Origin of the sequence: Acinetobacter sp. MF4642 (assembly GCF_002018925.1) — a bacterium.
Classification (GTDB): Bacteria; Pseudomonadota; Gammaproteobacteria; order Pseudomonadales; family Moraxellaceae; genus Acinetobacter; species Acinetobacter johnsonii.
Map to the genome: position 1 here is coordinate 112,027 of NZ_MVON01000008.1, position 16,745 is coordinate 128,771.

At 42.4% G+C, this 16,745-nt stretch carries 15 protein-coding genes and 4 tRNA genes; 13 read left to right on the plus strand and 6 right to left on the minus strand.

Annotated features, from left to right (window positions below; all coding sequences use genetic code 11):
• The first annotated feature begins 97 nt into the window (after positions 1-97).
• Genes trpA through MF4642_RS06690 form a run of 4 tightly spaced genes read left to right on the plus strand, consistent with a single transcriptional unit; the run spans position 98 to position 4,078 of the window.
• On the plus strand, positions 98-901 hold the full coding sequence (gene trpA / locus MF4642_RS06675; protein ID WP_078425708.1) for a tryptophan synthase subunit alpha: 804 nt from the start codon (positions 98-100) through the stop codon (positions 899-901).
• Positions 898-1,794 (plus strand): acetyl-CoA carboxylase, carboxyltransferase subunit beta, encoded by an 897-nt coding sequence (gene accD / locus MF4642_RS06680; protein WP_078425709.1) that lies wholly within the window; start codon positions 898-900, stop codon positions 1,792-1,794. Before trpA ends, accD begins: the two co-directional genes overlap by 4 nt.
• The gene (gene folC, locus MF4642_RS06685) at positions 1,791-3,074 is read left to right on the plus strand and encodes a bifunctional tetrahydrofolate synthase/dihydrofolate synthase (RefSeq protein WP_078425710.1); all 1,284 of its coding nucleotides are present in this window, start codon (positions 1,791-1,793) and stop codon (positions 3,072-3,074) included. Before accD ends, folC begins: the two co-directional genes overlap by 4 nt.
• Positions 3,071-4,078 (plus strand): SPOR domain-containing protein, encoded by a 1,008-nt coding sequence (locus MF4642_RS06690; RefSeq protein ID WP_004697791.1) that lies wholly within the window; start codon positions 3,071-3,073, stop codon positions 4,076-4,078. The genes folC and MF4642_RS06690 overlap by 4 nt, the downstream gene beginning before the upstream one ends.
• Before the next feature lie 26 nt (positions 4,079-4,104).
• Here MF4642_RS06690 and MF4642_RS06695 read toward each other — a convergent pair whose 3' ends face one another.
• The 3 genes from MF4642_RS06695 to MF4642_RS06705 all read right to left on the minus strand — a co-directional run bounded on the left by MF4642_RS06695 (position 4,105) and on the right by MF4642_RS06705 (position 6,453).
• Complete coding sequence (locus tag MF4642_RS06695; RefSeq protein ID WP_078425711.1) at positions 4,105-4,680, minus strand: dual specificity protein phosphatase family protein; 576 nt, start codon at positions 4,678-4,680, stop codon at positions 4,105-4,107.
• Positions 4,677-5,501: an MBL fold metallo-hydrolase gene (locus tag MF4642_RS06700; RefSeq protein ID WP_078425712.1), complete on the minus strand. Its 825-nt coding sequence runs from the start codon at positions 5,499-5,501 to the stop codon at positions 4,677-4,679. Before MF4642_RS06700 ends, MF4642_RS06695 begins: the two co-directional genes overlap by 4 nt.
• A gap of 310 nt (positions 5,502-5,811) precedes the next feature.
• Complete coding sequence (locus MF4642_RS06705) at positions 5,812-6,453, minus strand: peroxiredoxin (protein WP_078425713.1); 642 nt, start codon at positions 6,451-6,453, stop codon at positions 5,812-5,814.
• A gap of 358 nt (positions 6,454-6,811) precedes the next feature.
• On the opposite strand from MF4642_RS06705, the gene MF4642_RS06710 reads away from it, so the two are divergent.
• From MF4642_RS06710 to MF4642_RS06750, 9 genes are all read left to right on the plus strand, one after another.
• Positions 6,812-7,231 carry a hypothetical protein gene (locus tag MF4642_RS06710; protein ID WP_078425714.1) on the plus strand — a complete coding sequence of 140 codons (420 nt, stop codon included), beginning with the start codon at positions 6,812-6,814 and terminating at the stop codon, positions 7,229-7,231.
• Between the two features lie 215 nt (positions 7,232-7,446).
• Complete coding sequence (gene secA, locus MF4642_RS06715; protein ID WP_078425715.1) at positions 7,447-10,170, plus strand: preprotein translocase subunit SecA; 2,724 nt, start codon at positions 7,447-7,449, stop codon at positions 10,168-10,170.
• A 192-nt stretch (positions 10,171-10,362) separates the two neighbouring features.
• Positions 10,363-10,710: a hypothetical protein gene (locus MF4642_RS06720; protein WP_004983653.1), complete on the plus strand. Its 348-nt coding sequence runs from the start codon at positions 10,363-10,365 to the stop codon at positions 10,708-10,710.
• Between the two features lie 157 nt (positions 10,711-10,867).
• Entirely contained in the window at positions 10,868-12,088 is a 1,221-nt protein-coding gene (gene argJ, locus MF4642_RS06725) for a bifunctional glutamate N-acetyltransferase/amino-acid acetyltransferase ArgJ (protein ID WP_078425716.1), read from the plus strand.
• Between the two features lie 144 nt (positions 12,089-12,232).
• Positions 12,233-13,300, plus strand: a complete 1,068-nt coding sequence (gene nadA / locus MF4642_RS06730; protein WP_078425721.1) for a quinolinate synthase NadA — start codon at positions 12,233-12,235, stop codon at positions 13,298-13,300.
• Between the two features lie 153 nt (positions 13,301-13,453).
• Positions 13,454-13,530, plus strand: a tRNA-Pro gene (locus MF4642_RS06735).
• Between the two features lie 46 nt (positions 13,531-13,576).
• Positions 13,577-13,653, plus strand: a tRNA-Arg gene (locus tag MF4642_RS06740).
• Positions 13,654-13,688: 35 nt separating this feature from the next.
• A tRNA-His gene (locus tag MF4642_RS06745) sits at positions 13,689-13,764 on the plus strand.
• A gap of 18 nt (positions 13,765-13,782) precedes the next feature.
• Positions 13,783-13,859: transfer RNA gene (locus MF4642_RS06750), tRNA-Pro, on the plus strand.
• 115 nt (positions 13,860-13,974) lie between these two features.
• Here the strand turns inward: MF4642_RS06750 and MF4642_RS06755 are convergent.
• The 3 genes from MF4642_RS06755 to MF4642_RS06765 are packed head-to-tail and all read right to left on the minus strand — an operon-like array spanning position 13,975 to position 16,191.
• Positions 13,975-14,454 carry an OmpA family protein gene (locus tag MF4642_RS06755; protein ID WP_078425717.1) on the minus strand — a complete coding sequence of 160 codons (480 nt, stop codon included), beginning with the start codon at positions 14,452-14,454 and terminating at the stop codon, positions 13,975-13,977.
• Positions 14,448-15,686, minus strand: a complete 1,239-nt coding sequence (locus MF4642_RS06760) for a sensor domain-containing diguanylate cyclase (protein WP_078388444.1) — start codon at positions 15,684-15,686, stop codon at positions 14,448-14,450. Before MF4642_RS06760 ends, MF4642_RS06755 begins: the two co-directional genes overlap by 7 nt.
• 4 nt (positions 15,687-15,690) lie before the next feature.
• A complete protein-coding gene (locus MF4642_RS06765) occupies positions 15,691-16,191 on the minus strand; it encodes a YfiR family protein (protein ID WP_078425718.1) in 501 nt (166 codons plus the stop codon).
• Between the last annotated feature and the right edge of the window lie 554 nt (positions 16,192-16,745).

Consider the following 16,745-nt stretch of genomic DNA (forward strand, 5'->3'; position numbering starts at 1 on the left):
GAGTAAAAAATAGCGTTACAATGCAGCGTCTTGTATTTTTACAAAGCCAACTCCTCAGTAGTTTTAATTTTAAACAAGTTAAGGAAAGCACAACCCTATGTCACGTTTAGCCACTCGTTTTGGACAGCTTAAATCTCAACAGCGTAAAGCTTTGGTTTCTTATGTTATGGCTGGTGACCCTCATCCACAGGTAACAGTTCCTTTGTTACATCAGATGGTCGAGGCGGGTGTAGATGTGATTGAACTCGGTCTTCCATTTTCAGACCCTATGGCAGATGGTCCTGTGATTGCCCTTGCTGCAGAACGCGCATTGGCAGGTGGCACCAATACCTTAGATGCTTTGAATATGGTCAAAGAGTTCCGTCAAAAGGATCAAGAGACCCCAGTCGTATTGATGGGTTATCTGAATCCAGTTGAAGTCATTGGTTATGAAAAGTTTGTATCGACTGCGCATGCATGTGGTGTCGATGGCATTCTACTGGTGGACTTACCACCAGAAGAAGCAGCAGAGCTTGATGTTGTATTGAAGCAATTTGATATGGATCAAATCTTTTTACTAGCGCCAACCTCAACGGACGAACGCATTAAAGATGTGGTGAAACAGGCGAGTGGTTTCATCTATTACGTGTCTTTAAAAGGGGTCACAGGTGCAGCAACTTTAGACGTTGCTGAAGCTGCAAACCGAATTGCAAAAATTAAAGCAGAAACAGATATTCCTGTCGGTGTTGGTTTTGGGATCAGTGATGCGACATCTGCCAAAGCAATGGGCGGAGTGGCTGATGCTGTGATTGTTGGTAGTGCTTTTGTTAAGCAATTTGCAAGCTTAGCACCAGAACAAGCCGTGGTTGAAACGGTTAATAAAGTCAAGGAGCTTCGAGCAGCGCTCGATGAGTTAGTATGAGTCAAGATGTTAAATCAGGGAAAATCCTAAGCCCATCGACGCCATGGACTGAACGTGGTGTACCTGGTATTCAAGTACCTGATGAGCAAACCTCACTCAAGGCGACGTTTACAGAACCAACGATTGAATGCCCTGAGTGCCATGCACTTGTTACACGTACTGCAATGTCATTTAACGCGTATGTTTGCCCTCAGTGTGATGAACATTTGCGTATGAAAGCCCGTGATCGTTTGAATTGGTTCTTTGACCAAGTGCAAACAGAATTGGGACAAGAATTTAAAGCCAAAGATCCGTTGAAATTTGTCGACTCAAAGCCATATCCAGCGCGTATGACTGAAGCACAGACCAAAACAGGTGAAACTGAAGCCTTGGTGGTGATGCAAGGTTTACTTAAAGGTATTTCTTTGGTTGCCTGTGCCTTTGAATTTGACTTCATGGGTGGTTCAATGGGTACGGTTGTTGGTGACCGTTTTGTGCAAGCGGCTGAAAAAGCCATTGCGGACAAACAACCTCTGATTTGCTTTGCTGCTTCAGGCGGTGCACGTATGCAAGAAGGCATGTTGTCTTTGATGCAAATGGCGCGTACTTCAGCGGCCATCCAAAAAATGAAAGACGCGGGTCTGCCATATTTGGTGGTGTTGACCCATCCTGTCTATGGTGGTGTAACGGCATCTTTAGCGATGCTTGGTGATGTACATATTGCAGAGCCGAAAGCGATGATTGGTTTTGCAGGTAAACGCGTGATTGAACAAACTGTGCGTGAAAAGCTAGAAGAGCCGTTCCAGCGTGCGGAATACTTGCTTGATCATGGTGTAATCGATCAAATTGTTCACCGTCACGCATTACGTGATACAGTTTATCGTATTGTCGCGAAACTGATGAATTTGTCTTGAACACAGCACCACTTGCAACAGACTCTTTAGAAACATGGCTCGATTATTGGGGCCATGTTCACGTTACGGGGATTGATTTAGGATTGGAACGGGTCATTCCTGTAGCTGAAAAGCTCGGTGTAACGCGTCCCGATGCCAAAGTTTTAACCGTAGCGGGAACCAATGGAAAAGGTTCGACCACCACCACACTGGCTGCCATTTTAAATGCGCAAGGCTATAAGGTGGGACTGTATCAGTCACCACATATTTACCGTTTTAATGAACGGGTCAAATTGCGTGGTGTAGAGGTCGATGACCAAAGCTTGGTCGATGCTTTTGTACAAGTGGATCAAGCGCGCCGTGATTGTGATTTAAGCCTCTCGTTCTTTGAGGCGACCACACTCGCGGCTTTTGTCATTTTTAAAGACCAAGCATGTGATGTTTGGGTCCTTGAAGTCGGTCTGGGCGGTCGCTTAGATGTGGTCAACGTGATTGAACCCGATGTTGCGGTGATCACCAATATTGGTTTAGACCATACTGACTGGCTGGGCGATACCATCGAAAAGATTGCCTTTGAAAAGGCTGGCATTATCCGTCCCAATATTCCTGTGGTGTTTGGCGGCTTACAACAAATCCCTCAAGCGATTATCGATAAAGCGGATGCTTGTGCTGCAAAACTTTATGCAGTGAATCGTGACTATTTTTATCAACTTAGTGAGCATGGTCAGTCGTGGATGTTTGCATCTAGCGGCACCACTTTAAATTTACCTCTCGGCACATTGGCGGTTGAGAATATTTCAACAGCTGTTGCTGCTGTTTTATTGAGTGGTTTAACTGTCACTCAAGCGGCTATTTCTGAAGGAGTTCAAAACGCACAACTGCAAGGTCGTTTTGAAGTTCGCCAAATACAGAACAAAACGGTGATTTTTGATGCAGGGCATAACCCGCATGGTGTTGCTTTTTTATTAAATCAATTGCGAAATTTCCTAAAATACAATAAACAGTACACTGAAGTAGTCAGTGTTTTCTCGATGTTGGCAGATAAAGATGTGAAATCTGTCACAGAGTTATTGAAAGACTCCATACAAACGTGGAAAATTGCGGCATTAACTGTCCCGCGTGCAGCTCCAATTGAACAATTGGATCAAGCGCTGCAAGGGCAACATGTGCAGCACTTTGACAGTGTGAAATTGGCTTTTAAATCAGCGCTCGACGAAACAAAGAATAATCAGCTGATTTTGGTATGTGGTTCATTTCATACATTAGAAGCGGTATGGGAGTATTTGGAAGAATGTCAATGAATAGCAAACAACGTTGGATGGGTGGCGTTGTTTTATTAGGTGGTGGTGTCCTTTTGGCGGCATTACTGCTTAAAGGCAAAGAAGAAATACATCAAAATAATATTAAAACACCAGAGCTAGTCACACAAAATGTGCAACGCAATGCCGAAGGTGAGTTGGTTCAACTTCAGCCGTTAACGGTTGATGTTGAAACAGAAAAGCGTTTACTGGAACAACAACGTGTAGCACGTGAAAAATCGGTTGCTGAACAAGAAGCTCGTGCGGCCGAATTTTTAGCAATGCAACAGCAAGCTGAAGCAGATGCTGCACGTAAAGCAGCGGAAGAATATGCCGCGTTAAATGCACACCGTAATGCTGCACAGCAAAGCTCGGATAACATTCCACCAGAATTGGTTGAAGATGAAAAAGCCAAGCAACAGCGAATTGCTGCGGATAAAGCCGCTGAGCTAAAGAAGTTGGAACAGCAAAAGCTGCAAGCACGTACTGAAGCAGAAAAAGCAGCGGCTACAAAAAAACTGGCTGAGCAAAAAGTCTTAGCAGAAAAGCAAGCACTTGAAGATAAAGCTAAGCGAGAAGCAGAGGCTAAACGTAAAGCAGAAGATGAGCGTAAATCTGAAGCGAAAAAAGAAGCCGAACGTAAAGCAGATGCTGAGAAAAAAGCGGAAGACAAACGTAAGGCAGATGAAAAGCGTAAAGCTGATGAAGCCAAGAAAAAGGCGGAAGCTGAGAAAGCGCGTGATTTGCTTGAACATGGTGATAAGCAGTGGATGGTACAGGTGGCATTGGCTGCCAATGAAGCCAATGCGGATGCACTGGCTGCTAAGCTTCGTGCCAAGGGCTATAAGGTCACTAAAAGTCCAACCTCTAAAGGCGTACGGATTATGGTGGGGCCATCTAAAGACCGTGATACTGCCGATGCAGCCCGCAAGAAGATTACTTCAGATGCGAGCCTCGGCATGAAGTCCGCATGGGTGATTGACTGGGTGCCACTCGACAAACGCTAAGATCGGATTCAACCTAATTGCCTTCACTAAGATGGATTCAATAGTTGCTGTTGAATCCATTTTATATTTTCAGGGCTGAATAATGGCTCAATATTTTGCCAAATTGGATGAAAACCATAACCCCCATGTTTCATCTCAGCCAAGGCATCAGTGGTAGACCAGTTTTGAAAAATAATGCGGTACATGGCCACACTGGCGCCTGTACGGTCTGAACCATGGTAGCAATGCAGTAAAACTTTTTGCTGGTTTTGCTCTGCAAGTTGGATTTGCTGCATCACCTTTAACAAGTCTTCTCGGTCAATCGCCCATGTATGAATGGGGATATGTACCAGTTCAAACCCTTGGTTGGATAGTTTTTTCAGGTCTTGATTGCGTGAGCGTAAATTAATAATTACATCAATTTTCTGTGCTTTTAAACTCTGAACTAAATTTTGATCGGGTTGCTCACTACGAAAAATGGTTTTACTGATTTGATAGAAATTATGCTCAGGCTGCATCGACTGTCCCCAGTGTTGTGGACGCTCTGTATCAGGCAGCGCAGGCGTAGTCATACAACCAGAAACACTGATACACAAAGAAAGCATAACAAGGTATTTGGTCATAGGATCAGGCTCTGATGGTGGGAAAGTTCAACAGGATCATGTGCGCAAAAGATTTCGATACTGGGTTCCGACTGTGCTAATTGTTGAATTTTATGCAGGTTGCTTAAACGTTGTGCATTATCTTCGGCAAAAAATACTTCCAAGGCATTTAAGCTGCGAAGTCTGTTTTGGGGGGTAAGTTCTAGGTGGGAGTAGTAAGCATCCCCGCAGAAGAGTTTCCAACCTTGTTGGGTTTTAATGGCAATGCCACAGTGGCCTTCAGTATGCCCAAACAGTGGAATCAAAAGAATCTCATTATGAAATAAGTCAAATCCTTGCACTTGAGTCAAATTAAACCATGCGTCACCGTGGATCGGCTCAATAAAGTGCCAATGGCGATGCTGCTGAAATTGTTGTGTTTTATAACGGGCCTTATTTTTAAATGATTTTAAATTTTGTGCCGCATTATATTCGTTAGACAGGATATGTACCGTTGCATTGGGAAAGTCGGAAATGCCCCCCGCATGGTCAAAATCCAGATGTGAAACCAAAATGTGTTTGACATCCTTTGGGCTAAAGCCAAGTTTTTGGATTTGTGCAATTGCAGTTAATTCTAAGTTTTGTTCAATTTTTCCAATTCGAGCCACCAACTGCCCCAAACGCTGCTTGGTGTGTAGATAGTCCTGTATGCCTAAGCCCGTATCAATCAGCACCAGCCCTTGATCTGTTTCAACCAAAAGACAATGGCACACCACCTTAGCTTGAAAACCTTTTTGACCAAAGAGTGGGGCACACACTGGACACATGGTGCCACAATGTAAATGGTGAATGTTATAAATCATAAAGTCTTTTTTATCGTATTGTTTTGACTGTTATAGCGGAAGACTTGAGTTTTAACAGTTTGATTTTGTTAAAGAGTTATGTGTATCTGCTTTAAACGGAAAAAAGCCTGTCGATTGACAGGCTTTCAAAAGTTCAAACTCGGCTCGTCATTGGAGTTTGTAACGATCATACAAGGTGACTCAGAACGTATTTTTATGGGTTAGTTTCCTCTTTTGGATTGCTTGGAGTTTAGTGCCCCATTTTTGTTTTCAATCGGTCTGCTCGGTTAAAACTTCGAGCTTCGCTTGTCTGCTGCAACAGCAGAGTATTTTATCCTTGCTCGGGCTGTGGAGTCAGGCGTAAATACGGGGTGATTGCTTTATAACCTTTCGGAAAGCGCTGTGCGATTTCAGCTTCATCTTTGAGTGACGGCACAATCACCACATCTTCGCCTTGTTGCCAGTTCGCAGGAGTTGCAACTTTGTGGTGATCGGTCAGTTGCAGTGAGTCAATCACGCGTAAGATTTCATGGAAATTACGACCAGTCGATGCAGGATAAGTGATAATCAAACGGACTTTTTTGTTTGGATCGATAATCACTAAAGAGCGAACTGTTAATGTTTCACTGGCATTAGGATGGATAAAACCATATAACTCAGACACTTTACGGTCTTGGTCGGCAATGATCGGGAAGTTCACCGTGGTGTTTTGGGTTGCATTGATGTCTTTGATCCAACCCTGATGCGATTCGACATCATCGACTGAGAGGGCAATGGCTTTTACTCCACGTTTTTCAAATTCATCTTTGAGTTTTGCGGTAAAGCCAAGCTCGGTGGTACATACTGGCGTGTAGTCAGCAGGATGTGAAAACAGTACCCCCCAGCTATCGCCTAAAAATTGATAAAAATCGATTTCGCCTTCGCTCGAAGCCTGTTGAAAATTGGCTGCGATGTCGCCTAAACGTAAACTCATGTTGAACCTCAAATTATCTTTATGTCTATGGAATGAACATCACTATGGCGCAATTTCTTTTGCATGAAAAATAGTGTTTTATTATTTGTTTATACAAAATATTCATAATGATTCAGATAGGTGTTATGTACTGGATCATATTAAACATGACCTTCATTGTTACTCTAGAGATATCGCTTATTTGCATATTTGGTAACAGTGTTTAGACGAGATTATTTCTGCTTCTGAAGAGTATCGCTCTATAGAATTGATCGTGCATAGGATCGGTTTATGGTTGGCTATAATTCTTTTCATGATTGATTTATAGTTATTTTTTAAAGTAATTCCACAAAGTATAAAAAACTTGAGCATTCGAACAATGAAAACAATAGGTATAGCCCTGACTTTAGTGTTATGGGGACTGGAAGTAACCCATGCGCAGAATGGTGGGCAATTGAAACAAGCTCAAGTCAGTACTGCTCGTCAAACGCCACAACAAATTACAGATCAATATCTAGCGTCTCAAAAAAGCCTTACACAGCGGAAAGTGGCACTGTCTCAGGCTCTCGAACAAGAGTTAGCTCAAGGTCAGAATGCGAATAATATTTATCAAGTTGCTTGTGTACAGCTCGTTCCGATTCTTACCGCTATGCGGGTCAATGATGAGCAACTCTTAGGTTTTCTACAGAGCATGAATCCAAAGTTGCCCAACAACGGGGTGAAAGCCTCGCTGCGGGAAAATCAAGCGCTTGAAAGCAAAACCTTGAATAACTGCAAACAATTAAAGTCGCTACTTTAAAAAAGACTGTTGAATCCTGATGAGTTCGGATGAAACCTCTATGTCGGCTGTATAAAATTTGTTACATTAGTTTGCCTTAGATTCGACGGGCTAGAAACAATGAATAGATTTTTTAAATGGTTTTGTGTAAAGCCCTTGTACTTCAAATTTCTAGCACCATAATAACGACTAAGAAAACATATTCATTTGACAAGCAAGATTTAGAGAGTCTATTCATGTTGGCAAGTCTGATCGGAGGAATCTTCGGTACCAAAAATGAGCGCGAACTCAAACGCATGCGTAAAATCGTAGACAAGATTAATGCGCTCGAGCCGACGATATCCGCTCTTGGCGATGCAGACTTATCTGCAAAAACTGAAGAATTTAAACAACGATATAACAAGGGCGAAAGCCTCGATAAATTACTCCCAGAAGCATTTGCCGTTTGCCGTGAAGCAGCTAAGCGTGTAATGGGCATGCGTCATTACGATGTACAGTTGATCGGTGGTATTACCTTACACGAAGGTAAAATTGCAGAGATGCGTACAGGTGAAGGTAAAACCCTGATGGGTACCTTGGCGTGTTATTTAAACGCGATTAGTGCTCAAGGTGTTCACGTCATTACCGTGAATGACTACTTGGCACAGCGTGATGCTGAATTAAACCGTCCGCTCTTTGAATTCTTGGGTTTAAGCATTGGTATTATCTATTCCATGCAAGATCCAACAGAGAAAGCTGAAGCCTATCGTGCTGATATTACCTACGGTACCAACAACGAATTTGGCTTTGACTATCTACGTGACAACATGGTGTTCTCGCTTGCTGAGAAAAAACAACGTGGTTTGATCTATGCCATCATCGATGAAGTCGATTCGATCTTAATTGATGAAGCGCGTACGCCTTTGATTATTTCAGGTCAAAGTGATGACTCTTCACAGTTGTATGCCGCAATCAACAGTATTCCGCCCAAACTGCATGCGCAGAAAGAAGAAAAAGTGGCGGATGGCGGTCATTTCTGGATCGATGAAAAACAACGTTCTGTTGAAATGACAGAAATTGGTTTTGAAACGGTTGAAAATGAACTGATTGAAATGGGCTTGTTGGCTGAAGGTGAAAGCCTGTATTCATCGACCAACCTAAACCTAGTTCATCATGTTACTGCTGCCATTCGTGCGCATTACTTGTATCAACGCAATGTGCACTACATCATCAATGATGGTGAAGTAATCATTGTCGATGAAAACACAGGACGTACCATGCCAGGTCGTCGCTGGTCAGAAGGTTTACACCAAGCAGTTGAGGCAAAAGAAGGCTTAGAAATCCAGCCTGAAAACCAAACGCTTGCAACTACGACCTTCCAGAACTATTTCCGTCTATACAAAAAGCTTTCGGGTATGACCGGTACTGCCGATACTGAAGCTGCGGAAATGAAAGAAATTTATGGTCTAGACGTGGTCATCATTCCGACGCACCGTCCAATGATTCGTCTCGACCAAAACGATTTAATCTATTTAAATCGTAATGGTAAATACAACGCAATTATTCAAGAAATTCAACGTGTGCATGAGTCTGGTGTCGCACCAATTTTGATTGGTACAGCAACCATTGAAGCCTCTGAGATTCTTTCTGATAAATTACGTGATGCTGGTATTCAGCACGAAGTGTTAAATGCGAAACAACACGAACGTGAAGCGGATATTATTGCGCAAGCGGGTGCACCGCGTGCAGTAACTATTGCAACCAACATGGCAGGTCGTGGTACAGACATTCTGCTCGGTGGTAACTGGAAAGCTTTACTGGCAAAAATTGAAAACCCAACCCCTGAAGATGAAGCGCGCTTAAAAGCCGAATGGGAACAAAACCATGAAATGGTATTAAGTTCTGGTGGCTTACACATCATTGGTTCTGAGCGTCACGAATCACGTCGTATTGATAACCAGCTTCGTGGTCGTGCAGGTCGTCAGGGTGACCCTGGTGTGTCACGTTTCTACTTGTCACTTGAAGATGACTTAATGCGTATCTTTGCAGGTGATCGTGTTGTGGGCATGATGCGTGCGATGGGCTTACAAGAAGATGAAGCCATTGAGCATAAAATGGTGTCACGTTCGATTGAAAATGCGCAGCGTAAAGTTGAAGCACGTAACTTCGATATTCGTAAGAACTTATTGAAATACGATGACGTCAACAACGAGCAGCGTAAAATTATTTACTCGCAACGTGATGAAGTTTTGGCTGAAAGTACATTACAAGATTACATCGAAGAGATGCAACGTGATGTGATGAAAGGCGTGATTTCTAACTATATTCCACCTGAGTCAATTCATGATCAATGGGATATTGATGGGCTTGAAAAAGCGTTGCGTGAAGATCTTGCGATTGATTTGCCAATCAACCAATGGTTGGAAGATGACCGCCGTTTAGATGAAGAATCTTTGGTTGAGCGTATTACCGATGAAGTGGTACAGCGTTACCGTAGTCGCCGTGAGCAAATGGGTGATGAAACAGCAGTTATGCTGGAGCGTCACTTCATGCTGAACTCGCTGGATCGTCACTGGAAAGATCACTTGGCGGCGATGGATTATTTACGCCAAGGCATTCACTTACGTGGTTATGCACAGAAAAATCCTGAGCAAGAATACAAAAAAGAAGCGTATAACTTATTTGTAAATATGTTGGCGATTATCAAATCGGATGTTGTGACTGACTTATCTCGCGTACATGTACCAACGGCTGAAGAGCTGGCTGAAATGGAAGCTCAAAAGCAAGCTCAAGCTGAAGCGATGCAATTGAACTTGTCGCATGCAGACTTTGATGGTTTGTTGGCCGATGATCAAAGCAAATTCGCAGAAGTAGATGCACAGTACGAGTCTGTAGAAGAGTTTGCGGCACCTGCGAGTCGTAACGCGCCTTGCCCATGTGGTTCAGGCTTAAAATACAAACAGTGTCACGGTAAAATCTAAACTGTGAACGAGTGAAAAAGCAGAACTTCGGTTCTGCTTTTTATTGGTATGACTGAAAAATTGACGTTAAGATCAATCCAAATACGATTCTGATTACAGCTAAAGCGTTGCATAATGTGAATAGCATTTGCAGTGTTAGGCATTAAATGCTATTTAGTTGCTCATCATCTAAACCTCTAAAGTGGAAAGACAATGAAAAAAGTATTAAAACCAATCATGATTGTAGCTTTAGCGCTTCCAACTTTTGCATTTGCAGATACCACTACCGCAGCTAAAGTTCAACAAGCACGCGGTGCAACCACAGCACCTGCGGCACAAGCCAATGGCAATATTACGGTACAAAGTCCGCGTACAGGGATTCGTTATACCTTTGCCAATCCAAATCAACGCCCAGTGGTTCTGCAAACGGCTGCTATTGCTCCTGTAAATGCAGCAACGGTGAACCGTATTGTGGCTTCAAACCCAGCGCTTTCTCCTGTAAGTCAAGAAAATGCTAAACAAGCGCTTTTGTCTAGCTCAGCACAGCTTGCTTCAAATTAATCAAATGCTGTTGCATAAAACCAATCTTCGGATTGGTTTTTTTATGTCAAAAATGAGTGTGCATTGAAAAGTTAAAGCAAACAAAGTCTTCTGCTCGATTTTTTCTGAAAATTCTAATAAGCTTTGTTTTTTCTAACAAATGAATTGGACGTTTAAAATGCCAGTAGGTGACGTATCAATGCCACAAATGCACGTGGTGAAAGGGGTGAGAATCGGAACGGCTGAAGCTTATGTGCGCTATCAGAACCGACGTGATCTTGTCATTTTCGAATTTGCTGAAGGAACGAATGTTGCGGGTGTTTTCACTCAAAATGCGTTCTGTGCAGCACCTGTGCATGTGTCAAAAGCGCACTTACAAGTGGCGAATCCGCGCTACCTCATTATTAACACTGGCAATGCCAATGCAGGTACAGGCAAAACGGGCATGCTGAATGCTGAGCGTACTTGTGCAAAATTGGCTGAGCTTGCCGGTGTGCAAGCAACGGAAGTCTTACCGTTTTCAACAGGGGTGATTGGTGAACAATTGCCGTTGGAGCGTTTGTTAAATGGTTTACAGCCTGCATTAAATAGTTTGAGCGCTGATGCTTGGGGTGACGCTGCTACTGGGATTATGACCACAGACACCACACCGAAAGGCGCATCTGAGCAATTCGAATTGGATGGCATCACGTATACCATGACGGGTATTTCTAAGGGTGCAGGCATGATTCGTCCCAACATGGCAACGATGTTGGGCTATATTGCAACCGATGCACCTATCAGCCGCGAGTTGGTTCAGCAACTGTTGAGCGAAACGGTTAATGTTTCGTTCAACCGAATTACCATTGACGGTGATACTTCAACCAATGACTCCTGTATCTTTGCGGCTACGGGTCAAGCGGGTGGTGTTGAAATTAGCTCAACCCAAGATGCACGCTATACCGTAGTGCTAGATGTACTGACGCGCATGATGAAGCGTCTTGCACAACTAATTGTGCGTGATGGTGAAGGTGCAACTAAGTTTATTACGGTTGCTGTTGAAGGTGGTCATGACACGCAAGAATGCTGCGATATTGCTTATAGTATTGCGCATTCACCTTTGGTTAAAACTGCGATTTTTGCGTCAGATCCGAACTGGGGACGTATCTTGGCTGCGATTGGTTATGCTGGGATTAAAAATTTAGATGTTGAAAAAATCCAAGTTTGGTTAGATGATGTGCAAATCTGTAAGGATGGTGGCGCGGCTGCCGATTACACTGAAGCGGAAGGTGCTCGTGTAATGTCACAAGCTGAAATGACCATTCGTGTAGATCTAGGACGCGGGGCAGCGAAAGACACAGTGTATACCTGTGACTTATCTTATGACTATGTGAAGATTAATGCGGATTATCGCTCTTAATCTTCACAAGTGTAAAAAAGCCTCCTTTGGAGGCTTTTTTACCATAAGAACTTTTGAATGATTGGTCAAAAGCCGAGAAGCCATTTGGCCAATAAATTAAGTGCGGGACTTGCTTGCCGACAAGCATGAAGGGATGAATGAATGATGAACAATGCGACCAATTTAATTGCCAATGACGCAAAATCAATTGTGCAGGCGCATTTGGACCGTTTGGGTGAAACCAAAGACTCCAAGCTCAGTGAAGAAGTGAAGCAAGAAAAATTTGCTTTAATCTTGGAAGAGTTGAAAAAGCGCGATGCGGTATTGGTAGCGCACTACTATTGCGATCCTGAAGTGCAGGAATTGGCAGAGTTAAGTGGTGGCTGTGTATCCGATTCATTGGAAATGGCCCGTTTTGGTCGTGATCATCCAGCATCGACCTTGGTGGTGGCGGGCGTTAAATTTATGGGGGAAACCTCAAAAATTTTATCACCGAATAAAACCATTCTGATGCCCACTTTAGAGGCTACATGTTCTTTAGATTTGGGTTGTCCTGTTGAAGAATTTAGTCAGTTTTGTGATGCCCATCCAGACCATACAGTAGTGGTCTATGCCAACACTTCAGCAGCCGTTAAAGCCCGTGCTGATTGGGTGGTGACCTCAAGTTGTGCGGTCGAAATTATTGAGCATCTAGACAGTTTAGGTGAAAAGATTATTTGGGCGCCTGATCAGCATTTAGGCCGTTATATCCAAAAGAAAACAGGCGCAGACATGTTGCTTTGGGATGGTGCTTGTATTGTGCATGAAGAATTCCGTGCACGTGGCATTGCGCAAATGAAGGCGCTTTATCCTGATGCTGCGGTGCTGGTACATCCTGAGTCACCTGAGTCGGTGGTGGATGTTGCTGATGCTGTTGGAAGTACGTCACAACTAATCAAAGCTGCGCAAACTTTACCCAATGAGCGACTGATTGTGGCAACTGATCGGGGTATTTTCTACAAAATGCAACAAGCGGTGCCCAACAAAATTTTGGTTGAAGCACCAACAGCCGGAGAGGGTGCAACCTGTCGTTCTTGTGCACACTGTCCATGGATGGCAATGAATGAGCTGGATGGGATTTTAGAGGTATTACAGCGTGGCGATCAGGAAATATTTGTAGACTCAGCACTTGCTGAACGTGCGAAATTACCTTTAGATCGCATGTTGGATTTCAGTGCCTCATTAAAACGTTAAAATTTGTATAAAAAATGCCTGAAACGCTTGATTAATATACATTTGACGTGATTTTTTTATTTTTTTTAAATATAGGTGTTGACGTTATCAAGCGTCACGCCTAGAATGCACACCGTACCGAACGAGATGTTCGATACAAAAGCTGAGATGAATCGGAGCATAGCACAGCCTGGTAGTGCACCTGGTTTGGGACCAGGGGGTCGTAGGTTCGAATCCTACTGCTCCGACCAATTCTTCAAGGCAAGGTTATCCATAATACCTCGTATTATTGGTCATGCGCCTGTAGCTCAGTTGGATAGAGCATCCGCCTTCTAAGCGGATGGTCACAGGTTCGAATCCTGTCAGGCGCGCCATTAGGTAGCTTGGTATTAAGAACCGACACGTTATGGTGGATGTAGCTCAGTTGGTAGAGCCCTGGATTGTGATTCCAGTTGTCGCGGGTTCGAATCCCGTCATTCACCCCAACTTTAAAAAGTTGAAATCGGAGCATAGCACAGCCTGGTAGTGCACCTGGTTTGGGACCAGGGGGTCGTAGGTTCGAATCCTACTGCTCCGACCATTTATTGAAATGGTCGAGATAAAGATACCGCGTTAAGCGGTTTTTTTATGCCTAAAATTTAGTAAAGTACATAAAAAAGCCTTCGTGACGAAGGCTAAAGATAAAACATAAATGCTTAAGGAATAATAATAATATTTACACGACGATTCAGCGCTCGATTTTCCTCGCTGCTATTTTCTACCAGAGGTTGTGATGCACCGAGACCCATGCTCTGAATATTTTGAGTTTTAAACCCTGTTTCGATAAAAATCTGGCTAACCGTTGATGCGCGTTTCTCCGAGAGTGTTTGATTGTAGCTTGGGTCACCAATATTGTCTGTATGTCCAACCACTTTAATTTTATTCAAATTATACTGCTGCAACTGTTTAGAAAGTGCTTCGAGTGCAGGTTTTTGAGCGGCTTGAATATCAGATTGGTCAAAACCAAACAATAATTTTTCAGGCAGTCTCAGCGTCCAGCCTTCTTCGGTCAGGGTAAAGCCTTGTTTCTTCAGCATGCGCGCTTGTTTATAGTTGAGGTGCCCTAAACTAAGGCAGCCAGATAAAGCAGTAATAAGACCTGCGATAAGCATAAATTTACAAAGATGTTTTAACATGAGGATTCCTGATCAGGATTTAGGCAAGGTGTTATGTACCACCCTTGAGCTAAGTTTTTGGCTTTATACATCGCATTGTCTGCTTCAGCAATCAAATCTTCAGGCGTTGTTGCACATTTTGAGAAAGCAACGCCAATACTGAAACTAAAATGAATCTGTTGTTGATCAAAAGATAATGGTGCTTTACTGCATTCGATTAAATGCTCGCAAATTAGTTCTAAATGATCATAGTGTTTGATATTGCGGAGTAGAATTGAAAATTCATCACCACCTAAGCGAGCAACCACATCGTGGCTTCTGACATTCTTTTTCAAACGTTGGGCCATTTCTTTGAGCACGGCATCACCTGCTAAGTGCCCATAAACATCATTAATGTTTTTAAAGTTATTGTTGTCGATAAAAAAGAGAGCGGTCTGGTTTTTCTCAGGGTGCTCAAATTGATTGAACAAAATATTGTAAAAATAATGACGATTCGGGAGTTCAGTTAATTGATCATGCAACGCTTGATGTGATAATTGAGAGTTTTCACTTTGTAGCTTTTCATTGGTACGTTGCACCTTATCTAATAAATTATTAAATGCACCACTGATGACGCGAAATTCATAAATAGGGGATGATGGAAGACGTGCTTGATATTGAGTATCAAGATTAAGGCTTTCAACAGTATTGACCATGGGTTGAATCGAGTGCATCAGTTTTTGATAGGTTGAATGTACCAACCACAACATAATTAACAGGATGATAAAAATCCCAGCGGAGAGACAAATCAAGAGCTGAAAGAAAAAGCTCATGAGTTGAGTGGCACTACCGTAAATGATCAACGTTCCGTACTGGTTATTTTGATGTTTGATGGTGCGTGTCACAGGGTGTTTAAAGAAGACCTTATCAAACAGATTTTCCATCCATGCAAACTCAGGTGTAGGTTTGTATGCTTCGGCCAGTGGTTTTCCTTGTAGGTTAATGACTTGAATAGCGCGAATTGGATATTGCTGAATATGATTGTTCAGTGTTTGCTGTAGCGTAATACGATCATTGAAAATGACAGCAGGTTGAATTTGCTCACTTAAGGTTGCGCTAAAAATATTAAGGCTTTGTTTGGCATAAGTATTCATAGTGTAGATGGAAATCACCACGAAAATTAAACTACAAATTCCAAGAGTAAGAGCAAAAATCAGTAATTGAGACTGACTAAAAATTTTTTGTAGGGAAGTATTAGAGCTTTTACGAAACATTGACTTAAGGCTCCGTAGATTTTGCTAATAATAAAACACGTGGATCTACACGCACTTGGGACTGGGACAGGCTGGCCAAGTTTACCTTAAAGGAAGTTCGCGTTTTATTTTGATATAAGCAAAATGCGCTACCTAATTCGCATTCAGTATTGTTAGAGCTAAAAGTCAGTGGAGCATCTTTTAGGTTATTTATAATATTTTGCTCTTCACGTGGTGTGTAGGTTGAGAAAAAAACAGCATTACACATGACCTTATTTAATTCAGACAAACTGACCGCTTGAATTTGATACGCACTCTTGAGTTGCTGATTCACTTGAATGAACTGATTGGATAATTGGCTGTTATTTAAAATACATAAAGAAATAGGATTGGGAGTATTCCAGCGCACATAGCTCAAAATCGTCAATGTGGTTGCGGGGAGATTTAGTTGTGGTTGTGCCTGTACCTGAGAAATCATTAAACAGTACAAGAGGGTTAAATAAATTTTGTATTTAAAAGCTGTCATTATTCATTTTGCTTGGCAGCGAAAGTGAGCTTATTTTAACGAAAAATAAACAGTGATGGTTAAAATTGCTTTAATAATCGACAAAAATCACATTTTTGACCAAAAAATATGCGCTTGAGATAAAATAATAGAAAAAGGTGTTGCAAGGGATGTGAAATGCTGTAGAATGCACATCCATCGGCGGTGATGTTGATTAAAACTTGTTGAGAAACAAGGATTTAGCCTAAGCGGTAGAATCTGAAAGTCTTGAATAAGTTTAAAAATAATTAACAAAACCAGTTGACTTTCTCTGGAAAGAGAGTAGTATAGCCGACCTAGCTTGCTGGTGACGAATCAGCAAGAAGATCATTAAGAGATTATGAAGAACAACTTGTGTGGATTTTTACTGATTGATCGATCGAAATTATTTTCATTGATTGAAGGTAAAAATTACTCGAAGTTTATTTGAGAAATATTTGTCAGAAAATTGATGAGCCAAGATTTGTAGCCATAAGCTACTAATGATTTTTAACTGAAGAGTTTGATCATGGCTCAGATTGAACGCTGGCGGCAGG

Coding starts and splice junctions, on each gene's coding strand:
- trpA (WP_078425708.1), top strand. CDS start 98: ATGTCACGTTTAGCCACTCGTTTTGGACAGCTTAAATCTCAACAGCGT.
- accD (WP_078425709.1), top strand. CDS start 898: ATGAGTCAAGATGTTAAATCAGGGAAAATCCTAAGCCCATCGACGCCA.
- MF4642_RS06690 (WP_004697791.1), top strand. CDS start 3,071: ATGAATAGCAAACAACGTTGGATGGGTGGCGTTGTTTTATTAGGTGGT.
- MF4642_RS06695 (WP_078425711.1), bottom strand. CDS start 4,680: ATGACCAAATACCTTGTTATGCTTTCTTTGTGTATCAGTGTTTCTGGT.
- MF4642_RS06700 (WP_078425712.1), bottom strand. CDS start 5,501: ATGATTTATAACATTCACCATTTACATTGTGGCACCATGTGTCCAGTG.
- MF4642_RS06705 (WP_078425713.1), bottom strand. CDS start 6,453: ATGAGTTTACGTTTAGGCGACATCGCAGCCAATTTTCAACAGGCTTCG.
- MF4642_RS06710 (WP_078425714.1), top strand. CDS start 6,812: ATGAAAACAATAGGTATAGCCCTGACTTTAGTGTTATGGGGACTGGAA.
- secA (WP_078425715.1), top strand. CDS start 7,447: ATGTTGGCAAGTCTGATCGGAGGAATCTTCGGTACCAAAAATGAGCGC.
- MF4642_RS06720 (WP_004983653.1), top strand. CDS start 10,363: ATGAAAAAAGTATTAAAACCAATCATGATTGTAGCTTTAGCGCTTCCA.
- argJ (WP_078425716.1), top strand. CDS start 10,868: ATGCCAGTAGGTGACGTATCAATGCCACAAATGCACGTGGTGAAAGGG.
- nadA (WP_078425721.1), top strand. CDS start 12,233: ATGAACAATGCGACCAATTTAATTGCCAATGACGCAAAATCAATTGTG.
- MF4642_RS06755 (WP_078425717.1), bottom strand. CDS start 14,454: ATGTTAAAACATCTTTGTAAATTTATGCTTATCGCAGGTCTTATTACT.
- MF4642_RS06760 (WP_078388444.1), bottom strand. CDS start 15,686: ATGTTTCGTAAAAGCTCTAATACTTCCCTACAAAAAATTTTTAGTCAG.
- MF4642_RS06765 (WP_078425718.1), bottom strand. CDS start 16,191: ATGACAGCTTTTAAATACAAAATTTATTTAACCCTCTTGTACTGTTTA.